Source organism: Solidesulfovibrio sp. DCME (assembly GCF_049995385.1).
Lineage (GTDB): Bacteria > Desulfobacterota > Desulfovibrionia > Desulfovibrionales > Desulfovibrionaceae > Solidesulfovibrio.
Genome location: NZ_CP188261.1, coordinates 4,261,386 through 4,280,868, shown reverse-complemented (window position 1 = coordinate 4,280,868; position 19,483 = coordinate 4,261,386). Strand labels below are relative to the sequence as shown.

The 19,483-nt window shown below is 69.5% G+C and carries 18 protein-coding genes and 1 pseudogene; 5 read left to right on the top strand and 14 right to left on the bottom strand.

What is annotated here, in order from left to right; all coding sequences use genetic code 11:
* Window positions 1-379: 379 nt before the first annotated feature.
* Window positions 380-1,933: a B12-binding domain-containing radical SAM protein gene (locus ACP59X_RS18880; protein WP_428561415.1), complete on the bottom strand. Its 1,554-nt coding sequence runs from the start codon at window positions 1,931-1,933 to the stop codon at window positions 380-382.
* Window positions 1,934-2,404: 471 nt separating this feature from the next.
* Here ACP59X_RS18880 and ACP59X_RS18875 point away from each other — a divergent pair, with 471 nt between their 5' ends.
* The gene (locus tag ACP59X_RS18875) at window positions 2,405-2,887 is read left to right on the top strand and encodes an ATP-binding protein (protein WP_428561412.1); all 483 of its coding nucleotides are present in this window, start codon (window positions 2,405-2,407) and stop codon (window positions 2,885-2,887) included.
* On the opposite strand, the gene ACP59X_RS18870 is transcribed toward ACP59X_RS18875, so the two are convergent.
* The 3 genes from ACP59X_RS18870 to ACP59X_RS18860 form a co-directional block, all read right to left on the bottom strand.
* Window positions 2,853-4,433, bottom strand: a complete 1,581-nt coding sequence (locus tag ACP59X_RS18870) for an MSMEG_0568 family radical SAM protein (protein WP_428561410.1) — start codon at window positions 4,431-4,433, stop codon at window positions 2,853-2,855. The genes ACP59X_RS18875 and ACP59X_RS18870 overlap by 35 nt on opposite strands.
* A gap of 205 nt (window positions 4,434-4,638) precedes the next feature.
* Window positions 4,639-5,508, bottom strand: a complete 870-nt coding sequence (locus ACP59X_RS18865; protein ID WP_428561408.1) for an amidohydrolase family protein — start codon at window positions 5,506-5,508, stop codon at window positions 4,639-4,641.
* A 37-nt stretch (window positions 5,509-5,545) separates the two neighbouring features.
* Window positions 5,546-6,031 (bottom strand): MSMEG_0572/Sll0783 family nitrogen starvation response protein, encoded by a 486-nt coding sequence (locus ACP59X_RS18860; protein ID WP_428561405.1) that lies wholly within the window; start codon window positions 6,029-6,031, stop codon window positions 5,546-5,548.
* 439 nt (window positions 6,032-6,470) lie between these two features.
* Between ACP59X_RS18860 and ACP59X_RS18855 the strand changes: the two genes are divergently transcribed.
* The 4 genes and pseudogenes from ACP59X_RS18855 (at window position 6,471) to ACP59X_RS18840 (ending at window position 8,332) form a co-directional block, all read left to right on the top strand.
* Window positions 6,471-7,538, top strand: coding sequence for a beta-ketoacyl-ACP synthase 3 (locus tag ACP59X_RS18855; protein ID WP_428561403.1), 1,068 nt, complete (start codon window positions 6,471-6,473; stop codon window positions 7,536-7,538).
* A gap of 77 nt (window positions 7,539-7,615) precedes the next feature.
* On the top strand, window positions 7,616-7,966 hold the full coding sequence (locus ACP59X_RS18850; protein WP_428561401.1) for a hypothetical protein: 351 nt from the start codon (window positions 7,616-7,618) through the stop codon (window positions 7,964-7,966).
* A pseudogene (locus ACP59X_RS18845) lies at window positions 7,956-8,114 on the top strand (4Fe-4S binding protein); the annotation flags it as partial. The gene ACP59X_RS18850 and the pseudogene ACP59X_RS18845, both read left to right, overlap by 11 nt.
* Window positions 8,115-8,194: 80 nt before the next feature.
* Window positions 8,195-8,332 carry an LrgB family protein gene (locus ACP59X_RS18840; RefSeq protein ID WP_428561398.1) on the top strand — a complete coding sequence of 46 codons (138 nt, stop codon included), beginning with the start codon at window positions 8,195-8,197 and terminating at the stop codon, window positions 8,330-8,332.
* Here ACP59X_RS18840 and ACP59X_RS18835 read toward each other — a convergent pair.
* The 10 genes from ACP59X_RS18835 to fdrA all read right to left on the bottom strand — a co-directional run bounded on the left by ACP59X_RS18835 (window position 8,329) and on the right by fdrA (window position 19,458).
* A complete protein-coding gene (locus ACP59X_RS18835; RefSeq protein WP_428561395.1) occupies window positions 8,329-9,963 on the bottom strand; it encodes a sigma-54-dependent Fis family transcriptional regulator in 1,635 nt (544 codons plus the stop codon). The two genes, ACP59X_RS18840 and ACP59X_RS18835, sit on opposite strands and share 4 nt — an antisense overlap.
* A gap of 130 nt (window positions 9,964-10,093) precedes the next feature.
* Complete coding sequence (locus tag ACP59X_RS18830) at window positions 10,094-10,858, bottom strand: ABC transporter ATP-binding protein (RefSeq protein ID WP_428561392.1); 765 nt, start codon at window positions 10,856-10,858, stop codon at window positions 10,094-10,096.
* A gap of 2 nt (window positions 10,859-10,860) precedes the next feature.
* On the bottom strand, window positions 10,861-11,616 hold the full coding sequence (locus tag ACP59X_RS18825) for an ABC transporter permease (protein WP_428561390.1): 756 nt from the start codon (window positions 11,614-11,616) through the stop codon (window positions 10,861-10,863).
* A complete protein-coding gene (locus ACP59X_RS18820; protein WP_428561388.1) occupies window positions 11,613-12,611 on the bottom strand; it encodes an ABC transporter substrate-binding protein in 999 nt (332 codons plus the stop codon). Before ACP59X_RS18820 ends, ACP59X_RS18825 begins: the two co-directional genes overlap by 4 nt.
* Entirely contained in the window at window positions 12,608-13,396 is a 789-nt protein-coding gene (locus ACP59X_RS18815; RefSeq protein WP_428561386.1) for a hypothetical protein, read from the bottom strand. The genes ACP59X_RS18820 and ACP59X_RS18815 overlap by 4 nt, the downstream gene beginning before the upstream one ends.
* Window positions 13,393-14,361, bottom strand: coding sequence for a sll0787 family AIR synthase-like protein (locus ACP59X_RS18810; RefSeq protein WP_428561383.1), 969 nt, complete (start codon window positions 14,359-14,361; stop codon window positions 13,393-13,395). Before ACP59X_RS18810 ends, ACP59X_RS18815 begins: the two co-directional genes overlap by 4 nt.
* Window positions 14,346-15,269: an oxamate carbamoyltransferase subunit AllH family protein gene (locus ACP59X_RS18805; RefSeq protein ID WP_428561381.1), complete on the bottom strand. Its 924-nt coding sequence runs from the start codon at window positions 15,267-15,269 to the stop codon at window positions 14,346-14,348. The genes ACP59X_RS18810 and ACP59X_RS18805 overlap by 16 nt, the downstream gene beginning before the upstream one ends.
* Window positions 15,266-16,450: a (Fe-S)-binding protein gene (locus ACP59X_RS18800; RefSeq protein WP_428561378.1), complete on the bottom strand. Its 1,185-nt coding sequence runs from the start codon at window positions 16,448-16,450 to the stop codon at window positions 15,266-15,268. Before ACP59X_RS18800 ends, ACP59X_RS18805 begins: the two co-directional genes overlap by 4 nt.
* Before the next feature lie 18 nt (window positions 16,451-16,468).
* Window positions 16,469-17,947: an FAD-binding oxidoreductase gene (locus ACP59X_RS18795; RefSeq protein ID WP_428561375.1), complete on the bottom strand. Its 1,479-nt coding sequence runs from the start codon at window positions 17,945-17,947 to the stop codon at window positions 16,469-16,471.
* Window positions 17,944-19,458, bottom strand: a complete 1,515-nt coding sequence (fdrA, locus tag ACP59X_RS18790; RefSeq protein ID WP_428561373.1) for an acyl-CoA synthetase FdrA — start codon at window positions 19,456-19,458, stop codon at window positions 17,944-17,946. Before fdrA ends, ACP59X_RS18795 begins: the two co-directional genes overlap by 4 nt.
* Between the last annotated feature and the right edge of the window lie 25 nt (window positions 19,459-19,483).

Sequence of the window (19,483 nt, the reverse complement as noted above, 5' to 3'; positions counted from 1 at the left end):
ATGATGGGGTATGAACTGAGGTGAAAATAGCCCAGGCCCGAGGGGATGGGAAGCGGGCCGTGGGGGACTGTCCCCCGGCGAAGGGCCGCCCGATCTTTCGGCGCAAATTTGCGCTCAGTGCCCGGCCTGCCCACCGAGTTGACGCTGGATCAACATGCCTGCCCGCCACAGGGAAGAATCCTTCACTCTCGGCCTGCCGGGGTATTCGCCAAAACCGGCGGAGACCTCCCAGGCATGTCCCAGCCTCCCGCATTAGCGCCTGATACAGCGCCGTTTTCTCGGCAGACGGTCAACGGCCATCCTTGCGAGAAAGGCCCGGCTGACGGGAGGATATGGCCCCAGCAAGGGGGGCGTGGCCAGGCAGGATGAAAGGTGCTTCTCACAGAGCCCGGGGCACGCCCGCAGGGCGTAACTCAATCGTGGCGGCTTTTGGAGAGGACATGGCGCGCCGCCGCGTCTCGGCCTGGTCGCGGATATTGCGCTCGAAGGAAAAAAGATTCTCCCCCATGCCGCAAAGGACAATATAGCGCCGCAGACGGCTGGGATTATGCCGGGCGACGATGGCCAGTTGCCGCCAAAATTGCCAGCGCGCCTCCCCTATCACCCCCTGCCGCCAGATCAGGCGCACCAGAGGCATGAAGTCCGGGCTGTTGTTTTTTGGGGGCACGGCCAGGGCTGGATCGGCTTTCGCCTTGGGGGTGGCCCCCGGCATGGAGGCCCGGGTCGGGCGCATGGCAAGCGTGGCCCGAAACGCCCGCCCCAGGTAGGCCCCCGGTGCGTAAAGGGCGCTTAGGGCCGCGGCCTGTTCGGCGAAGATCGTCTCGATGGGGCGCTGGGGGGTGAAATTGGTCAGGGCGTCCCAGCCGCTTTCCTTGATGCTGTCGTGCAGCCGGCCTTCCGCCTTGAGCCTGTCCCACAAGGCGGTGAGGGGAAGGGCGCGCAGGACGTTGACCATGACCCACGGCAAATCCGCCGTCTCGGCAAAGGCTCGCATGCGCTCTCCGGCTCCGGCCTTTTCGCCGTCCATGCCGAGGATGAAACTGCCGATCACGCTGAGGCCGTTGGCGTTTATGGCCCGCAGGGAATCCAGCAGCGGATTGCGCACGTTCTGGACTTTGTGCGCGGCGGTCAGGACGTCCTCGTCCGGGGATTCGATGCCGACGAAGACATAGGAGAAATTGGCGGCGGTGAGCAGGTCGATCAGCGGGATGTCCTGGCCCAGGTTCACCGAGGCCTGGGTGATGAAATCGAATGGCTCGTCATGCCGGGCCTGCCATTCGATGATGCGCTCAAGCAGGGCCACAGCCCGGGGGCGGTTGCCTATGAAGTTGTCGTCGGCCACGAACACCGTTCCCCGAAAGCCGAGCTGGCGGATGGCTTCCAGTTCGCCGAGGACCTGCTCCGGCGTCTTGTGGCGCTGGGCTCGGCCAAACAGGCTCACGATGTCGCAGAACTCGCAGGCGAATGGACACCCCCGGGAGGTCTGGAGGGACATGGATTCGTAATCTCCCGGGGCAATGAGGTCGAAGCAGGGCACGGGCGATGCGGCCAGGTCGGGTTTTTTCCCGCACACGAACGTACCGCTGGTGCGGCCGGCGGCAATGGCGGCGACCATCTCCGGGATGGTGTTTTCCCCTTCGCCTTGGATGAGAAAGTCGCAGCCGGCGTCCAGAACCTCCTGGGGCGAGGTGGTGGGATAGGCCCCGCCCGCCGCTGTGGCGACGCCGCGGGCCTTGGCCTCGGTGAGCAGCGCCAGCAGGCTTTCGCGCTGCACCAGCATGCCCGTGACGAGCAACAGCTCGATCCCGTCCCAGTCCGCCTCGACCAGCGGCCGCACGTTGAGGTCGACCAGCCGGATGTTCCAGTCCCTTGGCAGCAAGGCGGCCACGGTCAGCAGGCCCAAAGGGGGAAGAAGGGCCTTTTTTCCGGTCATAGCGAGGGTTTCTTGAAAGCTCCAAAACGACAAGGGCAATTGTGGGTTTACCATAAGGACATTTTTCATCGTGCCTACCTGCTAACACATTCAAAGCGCCCCCACTATGATTTATTTTCCTTGGTCCCATGCCGGTCGCTTCGACGTGGATCGGTTCAAGGAGGCTGTGTTTGGCCACGACAAAAAGCTGTCGCGCTCCAGGACGATCCGGCCTTCCGCTTTCGATGAAGAGGGCCGACGCCGGCGGAAATCGCGTTGTGAACAGTGTCAGTGGCGATGATGTCGGGAGCGAGCTTACGAAGGGCCGTGATGCCGAAGTGGGTGGGCCACTCACGGCGGGCCGTCTCAAAGAAGTCGGAAGCGGGTGTGGTTTTGAGTTGCATAGGGTTCCTCCTGTCGGGGAGCCTGTCCAAGATCGCCTAAACCGGCAACCGGGACGGATGCCTTCCTGGTCCACGCCGATCGCAGTCTGTGCTACCCCATGCTTTCCAACTGGTGCGAAACGCCTTGGAAGCGGCAGCCGTCGATTCCGGGGCCAACGCCGTCACTGTCGACCTGCGTGCGACGACGGCTGAGGCGATTATCCGCATTCACAACGGGCTGGCTATACCCCGGGAATCCGTCAAAGATTCCACGAAAAAATATGCCACCTCCGGCAAGCCTGGCGGCACGGGTCCCGGGGCCTATTCGGCGCGGCTCGCCGCTCAGGCGCATGGCGGAAATATTGCGTGGGAGACCTCGGAGGCGGACGGCACCCTGGTTACCGTACACCTGCCCCTGTCCCGGCAACCCCTGCAACAACGCACCGTCGGCGAGCCTGGATCACGCACCAGGAAGCGCATTTGCATCACTGAGCCCTACCCTGTACGGTGCGGCCCTGATCCGCTGACACGGCTGGGGGGAGGCCTGGTCGTGGCCCTTACGGGGCCTCCTCGCGCAGCTTGTTTTCCATGACCTGGTGTTTTCTGCCCTGCAGGAAAAAGGGCTTGCCGAGCTTCACCCAGCCGATGCGCTCAAAGAAGCGGACATTTTGGAATTGCACCGTGGCCAGGAACCGCCGGACGTCGGGCCTGGCCCGCATGAGCGCCACGGCCTTGCGCACGAGCAGCGCCCCGATGTTGACGCCGCCGCGAAATTCCGCCCGCACGGCCAGCCGCCCGCCGTACCAGACGCCGCCCCGGTGCCGGTAGCAGCGCACCACGCCGGCGACCTTGCCCCCGACAAGGGCGATGATGGGGATGGCCGTCGCGTCATGGGCGTCACGGTCGCTATCCGAAAAGAGGCCCTGCTCCGAGACGAACACCTCGTGGCGCAGGCGCAGGTATTCCTCGAATTCGTCCGGGCTCGCGGCGACCCGGAGGGTGACGGCCGCGGCATCGGCTACGGCGCCGGGCGCCGCCGGCTGGGCCGGGGTACGGCCCGGCGCGCTTTCCGTGAACTGGAGCAGCGAACAGGCCCGGCAACGCACGCAGCCGGCCGTGCTGGCCTCGGCCGAAAGCCCCGCCTGCCTAAGCAGCGTCCCGATGCGGCGGTACATGCGGCCCAGATAGGCCGGGTCCACGGGGTTCGCCTCGGCCAGGCAGGAATCGAGCAGCGGCCGCAACGGCACCACCACCGGATACACCCCCAAGGCGGCCGCCCGCCGGCAGCCGTCCAGGGTCAGGGCCTCGTCCTCGCCCAGGCCCAGGATCACGTAGGTGCTGACCTTGTTGCGCCCAAAGACCGCCACGGCGGCGGCAAAGGCCTCGAAATACGCCTCCAGGCCGATGACGGCCTTGCCCGGGGTCATGCGGCGGCGCACCGCCGGATCGAAGCTCTCCACATGGATGCCGACATCGGTGACGCCCATGCCCCGCAGCCGGGCATAGAGGCCGGGGTCGCGCAGGGGCTCGAACTGGATTTCCACCGGCAGCCCGGTGGCCGTGGCGATGGCTTCGGCGCACCGGCCCAGGGAGAGGGCGCCGTCGTCGGGGCAGGGCGTGGTGCCGGCCGTCAGGGTGACGTGGGTCACGCCGTCGAGCGCCTGGGCCGCCCGCGCCACTTCGGCCAGTTGTTCGGGTGTCTTGGTGTGGATGGTGGCGTCCTGGTCCAGGGAGGCGCCGATGGCGCAAAACCGGCAGCGGGTGCGGCGGCTGTTGTAGCGGGCGCATTCCTGGATGACCGTGGAGGCCAGGCAGTCCTGGCCGTGGAGCCGGGCGATCTTGGCGTAGGGGATGCCCGCGGCCGTGCGCCCGGCATAGAAGCGCGGGGTGGGCACCGCCCGGGCCCGGCACAGCGGCCGGCCCTGGCGTTCGATGCGCCAGCCGTCGCCGTCCGGGACGAAGGCGTAATCGGAAGCCCGGGCCGTGGCGCTTAGGGCCGGAATCATCACCGGGTGCCCGCCGATGACGTAGGCGGCGGCATCGGCCGGCCCGGCCCCGCCCCGGCGCACGCCGCCCTGGTCCACGATTTGGGCTCCGTAACTTTGCAAGGCGACGTAATCGGCAAGGGTCATGGTCATGGCGTCGCATCCGTAGGGTTTGGTGCCGGCAACGGGTTGCCTGGCTGCGGGAACGGAGCGGCCGCGCAGGCCGTCCGGGCTCCGTTCCCGCATGGGGCGGCAGGCGCGTGCCGCGCCCTGGCGCAACTCGCGGGGGGCGGGGGCAACAGGCCCGCAGCATTATTTTTCTTAAAAAATACGGCCGTATTTTTTAAGGGGCACAAGACTAGACGCCGTAGAGCTTCTCGGCGTTTTCCCAAAACAGCTTCTTCTTGAGCTCCTCGGAAATACCCAGTCCCTCGAACTTGTAGTATTCGCTCCAGAAGTCGCTCCAGGGTTCGTCGGAGCTGAACAGGACGCGGTCGTCGCCCAGGCCGTTTTTCTCGATCTCGTCGAACAGGTAGCGATTGCAAAAGCCGACGGCCCAGGACGTGTCGGTATAGACCTTGTAGCCTTCCTTCACGAACTTTATAAATTCCGGAATGAACTTGATGTGCCCGGAGACCCCTCCGCCGCAGTGGACGACATGGACCTTGACCCGCTTGCCGTAGGCGCGCACGAACTTGATGCAGTTGCTGACGTCGGAGCCGCCGCCGGGGCTGGTGTGCAGGTGGAAGACGTGATCATGCTTTTCACAGACGTCGATGATGCCTTCCCACATCGTTTTCGTTTCTTCGTCCCACTCCTCGGGGTTCCAGGTGCCGCCGAGCAGGCAGGTGGCCTTGAGCACCTTGATGCCCGGTTCGCCGGCCAGCTGCATGGCCGCCTCGTTGGCCTCCTTCATCTTGAGGGCGGGCGAGAACCAGACGCCGCCGAGGATGCGCTTGTCCGGATGGGCGCAGGCGTCGAGCACGACCTTGTTGAGGCCGAAGGGCTGGCTGGGGTCGGGGATGCCGTAGTTGGACATGACGATGGCGCGGTCCACGCCGAGTGTGTCCATGAGGGCGATTTTGGCGGCCCGGTCGTTGTCGCAGTAGACCGTGGGGTTCACCGGCTCGGGCAGGCCGTAGTACTTGAAGCCGTCCATGAAGCCGATGTGGTTGTGGACATCGAAGACCTTGCGTTTGACCTTCTCGCCGTGGTTGCAACGTTCCATGCGTGTCTCCTTTGGGCGTGAAAACGGACGGCCGGGGCTAGACGGTCCAGGTGGACAGGATCAGGGCGCCGGCGCGCTGGTGGGTGAGGATGCAGTCCAGGATGTCGAGGGGATGGATGGCCTGGACGCCGGCGAGCAGGTCGGTCTCGCGCATGCCGTACAGGGCGCCCATGGCGAAGCGGCAGGCCACGACCTTGCCGCCCTCGTTGATGATGGTGGTGAGCTGCTTGTTGTAGGCCAGGTTGCCGGCAAAGCCCTCGTCGCCCACCTTGGGGAAGCCGCGCGTGGCCGAGGCCATGAGCACGCCCGGCCCGTACAGCAGGAAGGTCACGTCGTAGCCCTTGCGGACGAGCCGCGTGGCGGTCAGCATGTTGATGAGGCCGACCGAGCCTTCGAAGGGCACGGTGTGCATGCAGATGAGCGCTTTTTCGCCGGGGTTGGCCTTGATGTCCTCATAGATCTTGGGGCCGTGGTTGACGATCTCTTCACCGATGGCGATGGGGGGAATGGAAACCATGGGCATTGCTGTCTCTCCTCTGTAACAGGTTTGAATACTGCAACTTGTTGATGAAAGAGCAAGGCCCGTGCCGCCTGGCCGGATTTGCGGGTTTGTAAAATCACTGCTGATTTCCGCCGCTTAGAAGGGCGTTGCCGCGCCCTGGCCAGGGCGGGCAACAGGATTTCGTGGAAACGGCCCGATGTTTCGGTGAAAACAGCGAGATTTCGCCTGGCGTTCCCGCCGTGCCGCTTGGCCACCAAGCCCTGTTTTTCCGGGGAAGGGTCCTTTTCGCCGAGGGTATGGGGCGGGTACGGCGCCAACGCGGCTTCCCGTTCGCTTCGGCCCCCTATTTGCTTGAGGAGCCTTGCGCGACAGGCGGCGGGTCACGGCCGGGGCCGGGGAGCCCGGCCGGAGCCCGCGTCCCTGGGCGCGTGGGAGCAACCGTCAACGGGAAACAGGGCCTATGAATTACGACCGCAACCGGGCCGGCATCGGATGCCAGGCCGTCGGCCAGGCCGGGCTACGGCTCGGCACCTGCCGCATCCTGGGGCTGGGCGGGCATCTGCCCGAGCAGGTGCTGACCAATACGGAACTGGCCCAACGCTTCGGGGTGACGCCGGAATGGATCGCCTCGCGCACGGGCATCCGGGAACGGCGGATCCTGCCCGCCGGCCAAAACGCCTCGGACATGGGGGTCCTGGCCGCCCGGGCCGCCCTGGCCGACAGCGGCGTCGCGGCCGGCGCCATCAGCCATCTGCTGGTCGCCAGTTGCACCCCGGACGGGTTGGTGCCCAACACCGCCTGCACCCTGGAGCACAAGCTCGGGCTCTTTGGGCTCGTGGCCATGGATTTCAACGTGGCCTGTTCGGGCTTTCTCTACGGCCTCTACCTCGGCGCCGGCATCCTGCGCCTGGAGCCGGAGGCCCGCATCCTGCTGGTGGCCACGGAGGCCATGTCGCGGCTGTGTGCCCCCGGCGAACGCAACGTCAACGTCATTTTCGGCGACGGGGCCGGGGCGGCCGTCCTTGGCGCCGGGACGGGCGCCGGCCTGGTGCTGGGCGATATCCTGCTTGGCTCGGACGGCCGCCAGGGCGACCTGCTCACCGCCGACGGCGGCGGCAGCCGGGCCGCCTATGCCTCGCCCGACAGCCGCGTCGGCGAGGCCTACTTCCTGCGCATGCGGGGAGGGGAGGTCTTTCGCCAGGCCGTGTGCCGCATGAGCCAGGCCTGCCTGACGCTGCTTGCCCGCAACGGGTTGTCCGTGGACGACATCGACCTGTTCGTGCCGCACCAGGCCAACGGGCGCATCATCGAGGCCATTGGCGAGCGCATTGGCCTCGGGCCGGACAGGACCGTGGTCACGCTTGGCCATTGCGGCAACACGTCGGCGGCCTCGATTCCCCTGGCCCTGGCCGAAACCCGTCAGGCCGGCCTGATCCGGCCCGGGCAGCGGATCCTGCTGGCCGCTTTCGGCGCGGGCTTCACCTGGGGCGCGGCGCTGCTGCGGGTCGAGGGAACGCGGGCGCCGTGACGCGGGCTTGGGCGGCCGGCGCGGCCAGCCCGTCGCAACGGCGGGGGGCCTGTACCACAACACGAAAGGAGGCAGGAATGGCGCACGCGAACCATGGCGACGGCGGCCCGGGCCGGGAGCGGGGTTTGGCCGCCGCAACCCCGCAGCCCGGGGGCAAGCCGCTGGAGGGGCCGGGGCGACCGGACGCAGGCGAGGACGCTTGGCAAGACGATTTTGCGCAAATGCAGGCCCTCATGGCGGCCTTGCCGGGGATGGGCGCCGGGCGCCAGGGCGGCCCTGGATGCGGTCCCGCCGGCACGACCCTGGCGACACTGGAAGCCAGGCTCGGCCTGCTGGAGGAGGCTTTCGGCCGCCTCTGCAACGTGGTCGGCCGGCTCGAACAGGAAGTGGCGGCGCTTACGGCCGGGGGAGCCGGCCATGGCCGGTGACGCCCAGGCGGCCTGCGCCCGCCCGGCCTCGCCTCCCGGGCCGGCGCGGCGGCAAGGCGCCAACCGGCGGCCCGGCGCCCGCGCGGTCGTGCATGTCGACCCGGCGCGCTGCCTGGGCTGCGGCCAGTGCCTGCCCAGTTGCCCCCGGGGGCTTCTCGTCATCAGGGGGCAGCAGGCCTGCCTGGCCGATGCCGGCCGGTGCGACGGCCGGGGGGTGTGCCTGGGCCATTGCAGCGCCGACGCCTTGTCCCTTTTGCCCTTGTCGGCGAGCAGCAGGGGGCCATGGCCGGGTTGGCCATGATCCTGGCCGGCATCCTCACGGCGGTGTTCGCGCCGCTGGCCGTCTGGCTGCTCGGCTTGGGCTAGGGCGGCGAGTCCTCCTCGCTTGCGCGGGGCAGGTAGATACCGAGCTTTTTGAGGCGCGAAATCAGGGTCGTGGGGTTGAGGCCGAGCAGTTTGGCCGCGCCGCGCGGGCCGTAGATGCGCCAGTTCGTCCGGCGCAGGGCTTCCTGCATGTTGGCTTTCTCCAGGTCGCGCAGCTCCCGTTCCGTCAGCACCTGCCTGGGCGTGGCCACGGCCGGCCGGGCCGGGGGCTGCTCCCGGGCGGCCGTGGGCGAGCGGTCGAGTTCCTGTAACACTTGGTCCGGCTGGGCCGTGATGACGATGCGCTCCACGATGTTTTGGAGTTCGCGGATGTTGCCCGGCCAGTCATAGGCGATCAGGCGCTTGAGCTGCTGTTCGGACAGCCGCGGGCGCGGCCGGTTCATCTTCTTGCTGCTCAGTTTGATGAAGTGCTCGGCCAGCAGCGGGATGTCCATCTTGCGTTCGCGAAGGCCCGGCACCATGACGGGAAACACCTGCAGCCGGTAATACAGGTCCTCGCGAAAGCGGCCGGCCTGGATCTCGGCATGCAGGTTCCGGTTGGTCGCCGAGATGATGCGGACATTGACCTTGCGGACGCTGTCCTCCCCGACGCGCTGGTATTCGCCCTCCTGGAGCACGCGCAGCAGCTTGCTTTGCAGGTAGGTGGGGATCTCGCCCACCTCGTCGAGGAACAGGGTGCCGCCGTCGGCGGCCTGGAAGTAGCCGATGCGGTTTTTGACGGCGCCGGTGAAGGCGCCGCGGGCATGGCCGAAAAATTCGCTCTCGAACAGTTCCCGGGGAATGGCCGAACAGTTGATCTTGATCATCGGCTTGGCGCAGCGATCGCTGTGATTGTGCATCTCCCGGGCGATCATCTCCTTGCCCGTGCCGGACTCGCCGTAGATGAGCACGTTGGCCTCGGTGGGGCCGACCATGCGGATGAGCTTGCGAATCTGCTCGATGCCGTCGCTTTGGCCGATGATGCCCTTGAAGGATTGGGCCTCGTTGATTTCCTCGCGCAGGTAGGCGTTTTCCAGCTCGATTTGCTGCTTGAGCCGGGCGACCATCTCGAAGGCCCTGGCATTGGCGATGGCATAGGCCAGATGGTCGGCCACCATGCGCAGCATGTCCAGGGTGCCCTGCTCCAACGGCTCGCGCGTGAACACCGACAACACCCCGAGCACTTCGTCGCGGCAGATCAGCGGCTGCCCGGCAAACCCCTTGATCTTTTCCCGCCGCACCCAGTCCGGGTCGGCCAGCCATTTCTCCCGGGCGTTGATCTCGTGGATTTCGATGGGCTGCCCGAGCTGGGCGATCTGGCCGACCTTGCGGATGCCGATGGGGAAACGGCTGAACGAGGAGCCCTCGATGCCGCACCAGGCCTTCTCCCGGGTCAGGAGGGACTTGCCGGAGCTGGCCATGAGGTGCAGGCAGCGGCTCTTGTCGAGGCATTGGCCGTTGTCCTTGCAGGTGGGGCAGAGGTCGCCGGCTTCGATGAGCCAGATCCGGACCAGGGCGACACTGGAAATATCCGCCAAGGTTTCCACGGCGATCTTGAGCACCACCTCCACGCAGTGGTGCTGGGCCATCTCCAGCAGGAGCTTCCTGACGTTGACGAATCCCAAAATGGCCATGGTCGATCCTCTCAGGCCCCTGGCCGCCTCACGCCGGTATCCCCGGCGGGTTCGCGCCGGCCCGTCCCCTGCCTTGGCGGCATCATTGCCCACGCCTCCCCATACCCAACCATGGTCGCATGGGGCAACGTCACTGGCGGCACAGGTGCCGCAGGGTGTCGATGATCCGGGCGCGCAGCGCGTTGACGCCGGCATCGGTCCGCGTGCGCGGGCGGGGCAAATCCACGGGCAGCACCGCTTCCACGCGACTGGGTTTGGGGGTGATGACCGCGATGCGGTCGCTTACAAGGACCGCTTCCTCGATGTTGTGGGTGACCAACACGATGGTGTCGCGCCGGCGGGCCCAGATATCGAGGAGGAAGGCCTGCATCCGGTTTCGGGTCTGGCAGTCCAGGGCGCTGAAGGGTTCGTCCATGAGCACGACGCCGGGATCGGCGATCAGGGTCCGGGCGATGGCCGCCTTCTGGCGCATGCCGCCGGAGAGTTCCCGGGGGTAGCGGCCGCTGGAATCGGCCAGGCCGAAGGCGTCCTCGTATTCCCGCACCAGGGCCAGGCGGGTGGCGGCCGGCACATGGCGCACTTCGAGGCCCAGGGCGATGTTGCCCCGCACCGTGCGCCAGGGCAGCAGCGCCACATCCTGGCAGACCAGGCCGATGCCCCGGGGGCCGCCCAGGGCGGGCGGGCGGCCGTCGATGGCGATCACGCCCCGCGTGGGCGCCTCGAGCCCGGCCAGGATGCGCAGCAAGGTGGTCTTGCCCGAGCCGTTGAGCCCCACCACGGAGACGATGGACCCGGCCGGGACGTCCAGGTCGATGCCGCCCAGCACCTGGGTTTCGCTCCCGTCCCCGGCCCGGTAGGCCTTGGCCAGGCCGCGTATGGTCAGGCTGCCGGCCATGCTCACTGCCAATGCAAAAGGGTTGCCGCCAGGCGCTTCATGCCGCACTCCATGCAAAGGCCGATAAGCCCGATGGCGGCCATGCCGGCCATGACCATGTCGGTGCGCTGGAGGTCCCTGGCGCTCATGATCATGTAGCCCAGGCCGTAGCCGCCCCGGACCCCGGTGCATTCGGCCGCAACCAAAGTCATCCAGCCGATGCCGAGCCCCACCCGCACGCCCGTGACGACCGACGGCAGCGCCCCGGGCAGCAAGACCTTGCCCCACACGGCCGCCCTGCCCCCGCCCAGCAGCCGGACCGCGTCCACGTACAGCGGGTCAACGGCCCGCACCCCGGCGCAAGTGGACAGCATCACCGGGAAAAACGCGCCCAGGAAAATGAGGAAGGCCGACGAGGCCAGGCCCAGGCCGAACCAGAGGATGGCCAGGGGAATCCAGGCCAGGGGCGGGATGGGGCGCACAAAATCGATCAGGGGCATGACCATGTCCCGGGCCTTGGCGCTGGCGCCGCAGGCGAGCCCCAGCGGCAGGCCGCAGGCCACGGCCAGCCCCGTCCCGGTCAGTACCCGCAGCAGGCTGTGCCAGGCGTGCAGGGGCAAGACCTTGCCCGGCGGCATGCCGGTGGCCCAGAGCTCCCCCAAGGCCGTGGCCACGGCCCCGGGCGAGGCGAGCATGGCCGGGGAGGTCAGGCCGAGCAGGCAGACGGCCTGCCACACGGCCAGGGCGGCAAGCACCGGACCGACCGCGCGCGGCTTCATTTGCCGTCCGCCGCCTCCCGCACGGCGGTCGCCATGAACCGGCGGGTAAAGCCCCTGGCGTCGGGGACCGAGACCAGGCCGAGCGACTGGAGAAAGTGCACGTAGGCCTCCTCGCCGTCCAGGCTCGGCTCCTCGGTATAGGTGACCTGGCCAAGGGCGCGGCGGACCACGGCCGCGTCCATGCCGGTGTATTTGACGGCCACGGCCACGGCCTCGTCGGGATGGTCGTGAATGAAGGCCGTGGCCGTGCGGTGGGCGCGCAGCAGGGCCTTGGCGGCGACGGGGTGCGCCTGGATGAAGGCGGTGCCGGCGACCAGGACGCAGCAGGGGTGCTCGGGCCAGATGGCGGCGGACGGTGCCAGCACCTGGCCGATGCCCTGGGCCACGGCCCGGGACGGGTAGGGTTCCCAGGCGATGAACCCGTCGATGTGGCCGGCCTGCAAGGCGGTCAGCATTTCCGGCGGCGAGAGCACCAGGATGTCCACGGCCTCGGGCGCGAGGCCAAGCCCGGGCAGGGCTTTGCGCAACAGGAAATCCTGGACCGTGCCGTTGCCGGGCATGGCCAGGGTGGGGTGGGCGAGGCTGCCGGCGGCCAGGGCCTTGGAGCCGACCAGGGCCGAGCCTTCGGTGTTGGCCTGGGCCAGCACCCGGATGTCGGCCGTGCCGCGCACGGCGGCGATGGTGGCCGGAGCCTCGCCGACATAGGCGGCGTCGAGTGCGCCGGCGCCGAAGGCGGTCATGAGTTCGGGGCCGGACCGGAAGACGCCGGCGATGGTCACGGGCACGCCTTCCGCGTCGAAGAAGCCCTTGTCCAGGGCCACCCACAGGGCCAGGTGGTGCAGGTCGTTTTGCAGGTAGGCCAGGCGCACCATGGCGGTTGGATCGTTGGCCTCGGCGGCGCCGTGGGCCGGGCGCGGGCCGGCCAGCAGGAGGCAGGCCGCAAGCGCCAGCCACGGGGCGAGGCGAAGGGGCGGGGCGGTCGGTCGGTGCGTCATGGGGTACTCCTTGCGTCTTGGGGCACGAGCAGGTGGACGGTGCCCGGCCGGTTCCAGGGCCGGGCGAGGCGCGGCGAGCCCAGGCCCCGGTTTCGGGCGTCCAGGCCTTTCGCGGCGGGATGGGGGGCGTAGCCGGCGGCTTCCCAGGCTTGGCGCACGGCCTCGGGGTCGGCGCAGGCGCTGGTCAGCAGCAGGTAGACCGGTGCGGCGTGGCCACGGCAGGCGGCGAAAAACGCCGCCAGGCCGTCCCGGCCCAGATAGTCGGGGACGTTGCTGGCATAGATGAAGTCGTGCGCTTGCGGCGTCGCGGCGAGGTGGCCGGCGATATCCGCCCGGACGGGGACCACGCGGTCGACGACGGCCTGGGCGCGGCGAAAAGCCGCCGGGTCGAAAAAGAAGCGGAGCCGGAAGGTCTGCCGCAGGGCCTCCAGCACTTGCTCCAGGCCGTAGGCGCGGCCGCGGGCCTGGTGGTGGCGGCAAAGCTCGGGGTAGACGGTATCCGCGAACCAGGTCCGCAATTCCCCGGGTGTGGCGCAACCGGCCAGGGCGCGCCGCAGCCGGTGGAAATAGTCGCACTGGAAATCGGCCACATCCACGAAGGTGGCGCGTTGCAGGCGCGGCAGGCCGGCCGCTGCTTCGAGCAGCATCATGCCCGAGCCGCCGACGAAAACCGGGCGGCGGGCGCGGGGGCGAAAGTAGCCGAGCGCGGCGCGCACCACGCCCGCGTCCTCGTTGGGCAGGTAGAAACGGCTGCCGCCGCCCCAATCGGGGCCTGCCGGGTTCATCGCGCCACCCCCGCGAAAGGCTGGGCCGCCAGGTCCCACAACACGGCCTCCTCCGCATCCCGGCGCAGCACGATGCGACGCTCCCGGCAAAAGGCGCCGATGGCGGCCGTGGCAAGGCCCGGGACGGCGAACAGGGCGCGTACGGCCTCCAGCCGGCCGGGCGATACGGCCAGGAGGAAGCCGTAGGACTGAAAGGCCAGCAGCCAGGGGATAAGGGGCACGCCCGCCGGCGGCGCGATCCGGTCGAGGTCGAGCCGGCAGCCGACATGCGAGGCCTCGGCCAGCATGATGGCCGTGCCGGCGATGCCGGCCATGCTCACGTCCTTGCCCGCCAGGGCCAGGCCCGCCTCGGCGCAGCGGGGCAAAAGCTCCAAATGGGGCACCAGGCTCGCGTCGTCCTCGGGCAGGGTGGCGTTCCAAAAGCCCATGTCGGCCAGCCACTGGCCATGTTCCCTGGTGACGAGCACCAGCAGGTCGCCCGGGCGGGCGTCGAAGCTGGTGATGCAGGCCTTGGCCCGGCCGAGGATGGCCAGGGCCACGGAACTGTCCCGGCTCGTGCGCAGCAAATGCCCGCCCACCACGGGCACGCCGTAGCGGGCGGCGTTGTCGCGCATGCCCCGGCACAGCTCCCGGGCGCTGGCCTCGTCGGGCGTGCCGATGACGTCCACCATGGCCAGGGGGCGCCCGCCCATGGCGTAGATGTCGTTGACGTTGGCCAGCACGGCGCAGCGTCCGGCCAGATAGGGGTTTTGCCGGACGAGGTCGGCCGTGATGCCCTCGGCGGCCAGGAGCAGATAGCCGTCGCCGTCGGGGATGGCCGCCGCGTCGTCGCCGTTTGGGATGCCGCAGGCGCTGGCGAGCGCCGCGAAGGTCTCGGCCATGGGCCGGATGCGGCACTTGTTGCGGAAAACCTCCGCCCCGCGAAGGGCCTTGACCAGTTCCGGCAGCGTCAGGCTTCGATCCATGCCCGTTCCCCCATGAGGATTTGCAGCGAAAGCAGCAGGCCGGCGAAAGTGTCCAGCCCGCTGGAATGGCCCAGGCTTTCCAGTTGGCCGAGGCGGCGCAAGGCCGTGGTTGCGTCCCCGGCATGGACGGCGGCCAGCCAGTCGCCGACCGGTGCGGCCACCTGCCCCGAGGCGGCGCCGCGCAGCAAAAACCCGGAAAAAGCCGTGGTGTGCCCGGCCCAGTCCCCGGCCAGGGCGGTCAGGCGGGCCTGGGGCAGCAGGGGCTGGGCCAGGCAGGCGCCGTGATAGTGCAGGCTGGCCAGGATGCCGGCCAAAACGTCGTCGCCGGCCGGCGTCAGGCCGATGCCCAGGCCGGCCAGGGCGCGCCCCGCCCCGGCCAGGCCGTCCCAGTCGCGAAGGCGCAGCGGCCGGGCCAGGGCCAGGACCAGTCGCCTGCCCCGGCCGGCCAAGGCCCCGGGGAGGCCTTGGGAGGCCTCGACGCACGCCGGGCTCAGGCGGCCCAGGCAGCCCAGGAAAACGTCGTGGAAGCCGCCTCTGGCCGGCATCGCCGCCGCCCGGGCCTGGCAGGCGGCCAGGGCGGCGGCGATGCGCCCGGTCGCGGCCAGGGGCCGGCAGGCCGGGGGCGGGGCAAAGCGCTTGAGGGAGCGCAGGGAAACCAGCCGGCCGCGCGGGCCGAACACCCCCTCGGACGTGACGGCGACCGCCTGGCCCATGGCCCAGTCGCCCGGAAATCCGGGCCAGAGGATGGAGTGGGGATGGGCGGGCAGGCTGGCGTCGCCGAGCGTCAGGCAGCGGCCGTCGCCCCAGGCATGGACGCTTCGCGCGAAAACCGCCCGCACCCGGGCGTGCCACACCGTGCCCGGCCCCGGCACGGCCAGCCAGCCGGCCACTCCGCTGTGCGCGCTCATTGGGGCAAGGCGGCCAGCAGCAGTTCTTCCAGGCCCGACAGGCCGATGCCGGCGCCGGTTTCCGCGATGGCCTGGCTGAAGCTGCCCTGACAGAACGGGCACATGGTCACCAGCATGTCCGCGCCCGTGGCCACGGCCTCTTCCAGCCGGTCCTTGGCAATGGCGGCGGCCATTTGCGGGTAGTTGGCCTTGACCCCGCCGCCGGCGCCGCAACAGCGCGACGTTTCTCGGTGGCGCGCCATCTCGACGAGGGTCAGCCCCGGGATGGCGGCCAGGAGCTCGCGCGGTTCGTCGAAAAGGCCCTGGGAGCGCCCGAGGTGGCAGGGGTCGTGGAAGGTGACGGTCTTTTCCACCGGGATGCTCGGCTTGATGCGGCCCTGGCGCAGCAGGTCCACATAGACTTCGCAGAAGTGGCGCACGCGGGCATCGAAGGGTTTGCCGAGCTTATCGGCCCACAGCGGATAGTCGTGCTTGAGGGTTTTGGAGCAGCCGCCGCAGGGCGTGACGATGGTGCGGGCCTTGGCGCGGGCGAACAGGTCGAGGTTTCGCCCGATCAGTTCCCCGGCCACGTCGATCTGGCCGGTGCGCAGCAGGGGGCTGGCGCAGCAGTGCTCCAGCCCGCCGGCATAGGCGTAGGCAATGCCCAGGCGCGTCAGGATGGTCACGCCGGTTTGCAGCATGGACGGCATGCGGTACGAGGCCGTGCAGCCGCCGAAGATGAGGATGTCGGCGGTTTTTACGGGGCGATGCTCGGGCAAAAGCCACTGCGACTGTTTGACCGCCGGTTCGCCATAGGGGTTGCCGTGGGCCTCGGCCAGGGCGCGCAACTTCTTGTGGGCCGGCATGGGCCCCAGGCCCTTGGCCACGATGTCCGCCCGGGCCGCCTCCCACAGCGCCACCAGGGGGATGGCCGTCTGGCACACGGCCTGGCAGCGCTCGCAGGTGGTGCAGCGGTAGAGCCGGTCCACCCACTGCGGGCTGAGCACGTCGCGCCCGGCGAAGTAATCCCGCAGGAAATACACCTTGGCCCGGGGGGAAAAGGTTTCGTAGCCGCCGCCAAAGGGGAAGGTCGGGCAGCTGACCTTGCAAAAGCCGCAACGGGCGCAGGTGGCGACGGCTTGAGCCAGGGCCCGGGTCAGGCCGGGGTCGCCGGCGATGGGCAGGGAGGCGTGGGTGGGCATGGCAACACTCCGAGGGGCTTAGGCGCGACGGCGCTGCTTGGAAGGGAGCCGGGAAGCCAGGGGCGCCAGGCAGGCCGTGGCCGCGAGCAGGCAGCGCGACAGGTCCAGGAAGGGCGCGAAGGGCAGCCGCGGCCCGGCGAGCTTGCCCGGGTTGAGCAGCCCCCGTCCATCGAGGGCCGCCTTCAACCGGCGCACCCGGTCGAGCTTGGCCGGGCCGAAGACTATTTTGGCCAGGGCGGCGAACCACATGCCCGTGGCATAGGGCCTGCCGCCATGGCGGGCGGCCAGGCGCAGGGGCAGCATCGCCTTGGCCAGGCGCAGCGGATAGAGCGGCGCGGCGGCGTCATCGAGGATGTAGGCCAGCACGGCCAGCCGGCCCCCGCGCACGGCGAAGGCTTCCAGGCCGAAGGCATCCCGCCGCAGGGCGTTTTGCAGGGCGGCGAAGCTGGCGGCGAAGGCGCTGGTCGGCAGGGTGTATTCCCCGACCAGGGCCGAGGGGCCGAGCCTGCGGATGCGCATGGGGTAGTAGCGCCCCGCCCACTCCGCCGAGGCCGCTTCCTCGGCAAGCAGTACCCCGCCGCACCGGGCGGCCAGGGCCGCCGCCTGGTCCCGGGCCTGGCCCACCGGGGAGACGGCCAGGGAAACGAGGAAGCCCGAGCCGATGGCCGGGGCATGCCCTTCGGCCGCCGCCCGCAGGGCGCAGTAGCCGGCGGATTGCAGGCTGGCGGAATAGGCGGCCGGCCAGGCTTCCAGGCCCTCCAGGAAGCGCCCGGCGCTGGCGGCGTCCGGCAGGTGCGCCGCCAGCGGCAGGAGGCGCTCGGCCGGCCGGCAGGCCAGGCGCAACCGGGTGATGATCCCCAGGCTGCCGCAGGTCTGGTGGTAGGGCTCCATGGCTTCGCCGCTGTAGGTCCGCACCAGGCCGTCGAGGCCGACCACGTCGATTTCGAGGACGTTGTCGCGGATGGAGCCGTAGCGCAAGCTGCCGATGCCGACCCCGCCCATGGCGAACCAGCCGCCGACCGTGGAGGACGGCGCGCTGGTGGGGCAGGCCCGGTTGTCCAGGCCATGGGGCGCCAGGTGCCGGGAGAGGTCTTCCCAGACCAGGCCCGGCTCCACGTCCACGGTGGCGTTCGCGGCGTCCACGGCCAATATCCGGTTAAAAGCGCTCAGGTCGAGCACCAGGCCGCCCTGGCTGGGGATGGCCCCGCCGTAGCCCGAGGAGGCCTGGGCGCGCGGCGTGATCGGGATGCCGTACCTGTCCGCCAGGCGCAGCGCTGCGGCCACATCCTCGCGGCTGCGGGCGATGACGACCGCCTGCGGTCGGTTGCGGACCAGGGCCATGAGCGCCCCGGGCATTTCGCCCAGGTCATGGTCGTAGCTGCGCAGGATCTCGGGGTCGAAGGAGACGGCCTCGCCGAAAGCCTGGCGGAATGCGTCCTGGTAGGGCCTGAGCCTACCTCCGTTGCCGGCCGGGGCCGCCGGCCTGTCGCGCCTCACAGGGTCCCCGCGACGATGGCCTGGGCGGCCCTGGCCGCCTGGGCGTTGGTGGCGAAGAGGTAGGCTCCGGCCTTGGACAGGAGTTCTTCCTGGGTCCGCCGTTGCTGGGGGTCGGCGTCGGTGCCGCAGACATGGGCGAGGACGGCGGGGCCGCCGTCGGCCTGTCCCCGGCGGGCGTGGTCGAGGGCGGCGGCCAGTGCGGCCGCCGGGTTGCGGTGGGCGCCGTAGCCGAGGACCAGGTCGAGCAGGATGACCTTGACCGTGGGGTCGGCCATGTCCTCGGCCAGCCGCTCCAGGCGCAGGCCCAGGTCGATGATGGGGTGGGGGCGGCCCCGGGTGAACTCGTCCTCGCCGAGGTCCACGCAGCAATGGGCCTGGCCCTTGACCGGGTAGGGCAATTTGAGTTCCGGCCGGATGGCCACGTTGGATTCGATGTCCAGGACGTCGCGCAAAACGAACAATGTCTCGTAGCACAGGGTGCCGCCGCTGTAGAGGCCGCGCAGGAAACGGCGTCGCGGCGACTGGCCGGCGACGTGGCGGCGAAGCCCCTCGGGGATCTCCGGCGGGGGAACGGCAAGGCCCAGGGCGCGGAAGGCGGCCTCTTCCAGGGTGGAAACGCAGGCCATGCCGTCGCTGTCGGCTGTTGCCCCGTCGGCCCCGAGCAGGCAGGCGATGACCTCCAGGCCGCTGGCCCGGGCCTCGGCCAGCACCTTGGCCATGACCTCGGGCGCGCCGGGCTTGGACAGGATGACGAGCTTTTTGGTGGCCGGGTCCTGGGCCAGGGTGCGGATGGCCTGGCACATCATGGCCCCGCCGACCTCCCGGCGCAGGTCGCGGCCGCCGACGCCGATGGCGTGGGAAACGCCGCCCCCGAACCGGTCGATGAGGCAGGTCACTTCCTGGATGCCGGTCCCCGAGGCCGCGGCCAGGCCGATGTCGCCCCGGCGCACCACATTGGCCAGGGCCAGGGCCACCCCGTTGATGATGGCCGTGCCGCAGTCCGGCCCCATGAGCAGGAGCCCTTTTCCCACAGCCCGGGCCTTGAGTGCCGCTTCGTCGGCCAGGGGGATGTTGTCGGAAAAAAGCATGACGTGCAGCCCTTGGTCCAGGGCGTCGGCCACGTCGAGCTTGGCCATCTGCCCGGGCAGGGAGATCATGGCGAAGTTGGCGCCGGGCAGGCGCCGGGCGGCTTCCTCCAGGGAGCGGGGCTTGGCCTCGGCGGCGCTTGCGGCCGTGGCCACGGCCTTGAGGCAGGCGTCCACGGTGTCCAGGGCGGCCGCGACCGCGGCCTCGGTTGCGGCCTCGATGCAGATGACCAGGTCGTTGGCGGTGGCCGCGGCAATGGCCGCCTGCATGAGGCCAAGGTCGGCGAGGACCTTCTTGTTGCTGTCCGTGCCGAGCAGGGCCAGGACCTTCCTGACGTCGGGCGTTTCGCTGGCCTGGCGGGAAATCTGCATGAGCCGCACGGAATCCTGGTACTGGTTCTTGCGCACGATGGCTTGCAATTGCATGGTCTTGTCTCGCTTGCGATTTGCA